We start from the raw sequence: 3567 nt of genomic DNA, 5'->3' as shown, positions 1-3567 counted from the left end.
CGCGAACCTGGACGATGATCTCGGCCACCTCGCCGAGCCGATCCCGGAATACACCTTGGCGATGTTCAGCAAGATGCGCGATGCGGAAGCCATCAGCCGCAGTGAAATGCTCTCGGTTTTGCTGACCAACCTGGCCTTCATCATCATCGACCATCCAGAACTGCTGGACATGGAAAACGCCGAAGACGAAGGCATGGCCGCGACTCACCTGGCCGCCGACATGCTGATCGATTACCGCATGTGGGCCGACGGCATGGACCGCGAAACCGCCCAGGCCTGGCTGAGCGAGCCGCAATTCATCACCGACTTCGGCGATGCCTTGGACATCTACAGCCGGTCGCTGGAAGCATCGGAAGAAAAAGCCGAATAACTACCGGGTTTCGGCAAAAAAAAACGGCCGCTTGTCTTCACTGACAGCGGCCGTTTTTTGTGAAGCGGCCAGTCAGAATGATCAGAGACCTCACTCACCACCCGCTTTGTATATCCCGTTGACATATCCACAAAAAAATCTACTCTTTGGAGTACACCCCACAATGGCGGAGGAGGCAAAAATGGAACAGACCACCCTTTTCATGAGCAATCGCAGCCAGGCCGTTCGCCTTCCCAAAGCCGTAGCCATGCCAAGCGACGTAAAACGCGTCAACGTAATCGCCATCGGCCGATCCCGCCTCATTACCCCCGCCGAAGAAACATGGGATAGCTGGTTCGACGGGGATAGCGTGAGTGCTGACTTCATGCCTGATCGCGACCAACCCACCGATCAGGAGCGCGAGTCGTTCTGATGATCAAATACATGCTCGACACCAACATCTGCATATTCACCATCAAGAACAAACCGCAAATCGTCAGAGAGGCCTTCAACCGCCATGACGGGCAGCTATGCATCAGTGCTGTCACCCTCATGGAGTTGATCTACGGCGCCGAAAAGTCAGCAGCACCAGAAAAAAACCTCACCGTCATCGAGGGTTTGGCAGCCCGCCTTGAAGTCCTGCCTTTCGACAATGAAGCGGCCGCGCATACCGGAATGATTCGATCCGAGCTGGCGAAGGCTGGAACACCCATCGGCCCATACGACCAAATGATCGCCGGCCACGCGCGCTCACGTGGGTTCATCGTAGTCACGAACAACCTGCGGGAATTTGAACGGGTTCCTGGGTTACGCGTAGAGGACTGGGTGCATCCCCGTTGAATTTAATGAAGACATAAAAAAAACGGCCGCTTGTCATCACTGACAGCGGCCGTTTTTTTGCGTCATGCGCTACGAATCAGTTGAGTACCACCGCACCCGCCTTCTGCAGCTTGCGACGGCGAGCCACCAGCAAACCGGAAGCCACTACCAAAACACTGAGCAGGCCCGTCGCGAGGATTTCCACACGGTGGGCGTCCTGGAACAACATGATGGTCAGGGCCGCGACGATGAAGACGATCACCGCGTAGGTCAGGCCCGGGAACAGCCACATGCTGAAGACGATTTTTTCACCGCGAGCCATGCGCTGCTTGCGCATACGCAGTTGCGAGATCGCGATCACCAGGTACACCAGCAATGCAATGGCACCGGAGCTGGCCAGCAGGAATTCGAACACCGCAGCCGGTGCCACGTAGTTGGCGAACGTGGCCAGGAATGCCGCGCCCGTGGACAACATCACCGCCCAGTAAGGCGTGCCGCTTTTGTTGGTGCGGGTGGAAACGGCTGGTGCATCGCCGCGCTTGCCCAGGGAAAACAACATGCGCGAAGAGGTGTAGAGCGCCGAGTTCAGGCAACTGGTCACAGCAACCAGTACCACGATGTCGACGATCATCTTGGCGTTCGGGATGCCCATGCGCTCAAGCACGGTCTGGTAGGAGCCCAGGCTTGCCAGTACAGGGTCGTTCCATGGCACCAGGGCCACAACGATGAAGATCGATACCAGATAGAACAAGCCGATCCGCCAGATCACCGAATTGGTGGCCTTGGAGATTTGCTTGCCAGGGTTTTTCGACTCCGCGGCCGCGATGGTCACGATCTCGGTGCCCATGAAGGAGAACATGGTGGTCAGGATCGCGCCCAACACCGCACCCATGCCGTTTGGCAGGAAACCCTGGGTATCGAACAGGTGCGAAACGCCGCTGACCTGGCTGTTCGGCAAGAAGCCGAAGATTGCCGCTACGCCGAGAATGATGAAGCCGATGATCGCCAGGACTTTGATCAGGGCGAACCAGAACTCGAACTCACCATAGTTCTTCACACTGAACAGGTTGGTCACGGTCAGCAGCATGGTGATCACAAGAGCGAAGGCCCAGATGTCCACACCCGGGAACCAGGCATGCAAAATGGTTGCAGCGGCGTTGGCCTCCAGCGGGATCACCAGAACCCAGAACCACCAGTACAACCAGCCGATGGTGAAACCGGCCCAGTGACCGATCGCCCGATCGGCATAAGTCGAGAAGGAGCCAGTGTCCGGCGAGGCAACAGCCATTTCACCGAGCATGCGCATCACCAACACCACCAGCATGCCAGCGGCGGCATAGGCCAACAGCACGGCAGGGCCTGCAGCAGCGATAGCATGACCCGAGCCCACGAACAGGCCGGCGCCGATAACCCCGGCGATCGACAGCATGGTCACGTGACGCGGTTTAAGCCCCTGTTCGAGGCCGTTAGAGCTTTGGGTACTGCTCATTGAAACTACCTTTGTAAGGAAAAGCGAATGCGTGCAGCTCCCGAAAATTCTCTCTTGTAAAAAGAAACAAACGGGGCGTTCCGGAATCTGCACGCAATAATTGCGCCAAAATATTTCAAAACCTTCTAATCCGGCGATCTCATCCTGACCGGACAGTCTTCGCAAGTCATTGAGATTAATGGCAATTTGCCAGAACGTTACCCTGCGACCCACTTTCAGGAACGCATCAAGGCAACAGAAACACACTTCAAAAACGCTCAGCGCACAATAAAAGTGCGTTTGGCCGGTTAGCGCTTCCCACCCCCTGCCAAAGCTGGCAACATCGCGCCCTTTTTGTGAAAGCCGCTGGGTTTTTGAATTGAAACTCAGGTTCAAACGGCTGTTCGGTTGTTGATGGGGCGACAGTCTGCTGTGCCGATGCGACAACCTGCCACATGCCACCCGTTTACTGCCCCCAGCGCTGTTGGCTGCCTTGGAAACGCTATGCTAGCTTGGCCGCCTCGCCAGGAAGGCCACCAACAGCAGGAGCGAAACACATAATGAGGAACGCACATGGCTGAGGCCACGCCCGCGCTTGAAATCCGCAACTTGCACAAACGCTACGGCTCGCTGGAGGTGCTTAAAGGCATCTCGCTGACCGCCCGCGACGGCGACGTGATCTCGATCCTGGGTTCTTCCGGCTCCGGCAAGTCCACGTTCCTGCGTTGCATCAACCTGCTGGAAAACCCGCACCAGGGCCAGATCCTGGTGGCCGGCGAAGAGCTCAAGCTCAAAGCCGCGAAAAACGGCGAACTGGTGGCCGCCGACGGCAAGCAGATCAATCGTCTGCGCAGCGAGATTGGTTTTGTGTTTCAGAACTTTAATCTGTGGCCGCACATGAGCGTGCTCGACAACATCATCGAAGCCCCGC

5 protein-coding genes are annotated in these 3567 nt (G+C 56.9%); 4 read left to right on the top strand and 1 reads right to left on the bottom strand.

Going from position 1 to position 3567, the window contains the following annotated elements:
* From D8V06_RS21445 to vapC, 3 genes are all read left to right on the top strand, one after another.
* The coding region (locus D8V06_RS21445; RefSeq protein ID WP_130931737.1) for a hypothetical protein at window positions 1–370 on the top strand (370 nt) is incomplete at its 5' end.
* A gap of 181 nt (window positions 371–551) precedes the next feature.
* Window positions 552–782, top strand: coding sequence for a type II toxin-antitoxin system VapB family antitoxin (gene vapB / locus D8V06_RS21440; protein WP_130904477.1), 231 nt, complete (start codon window positions 552–554; stop codon window positions 780–782).
* A complete protein-coding gene (vapC, locus tag D8V06_RS21435) occupies window positions 782–1189 on the top strand; it encodes a tRNA(fMet)-specific endonuclease VapC (RefSeq protein ID WP_056852186.1) in 408 nt (135 codons plus the stop codon). The genes vapB and vapC overlap by 1 nt, the downstream gene beginning before the upstream one ends.
* Before the next feature lie 76 nt (window positions 1190–1265).
* Here the strand turns inward: vapC and gabP are convergent, their stop codons facing one another.
* Window positions 1266–2657, bottom strand: coding sequence for a GABA permease (gene gabP, locus D8V06_RS21430; protein WP_130907182.1), 1392 nt, complete (start codon window positions 2655–2657; stop codon window positions 1266–1268).
* A gap of 552 nt (window positions 2658–3209) precedes the next feature.
* On the opposite strand from gabP, the gene D8V06_RS21425 reads away from it, so the two are divergent.
* A partial coding sequence (locus D8V06_RS21425) for an ATP-binding cassette domain-containing protein (protein ID WP_130931736.1) occupies window positions 3210–3567 on the top strand: 358 nt, incomplete at its 3' end.

The organism is Pseudomonas sp. Sample_24 (genome assembly GCF_004307605.1).
Taxonomy (GTDB): Bacteria; Pseudomonadota; Gammaproteobacteria; order Pseudomonadales; family Pseudomonadaceae; genus Aquipseudomonas.
Note: the sequence above shows the minus strand (reverse complement) of the source record. Positions and strands in the feature narration are given on the sequence as shown.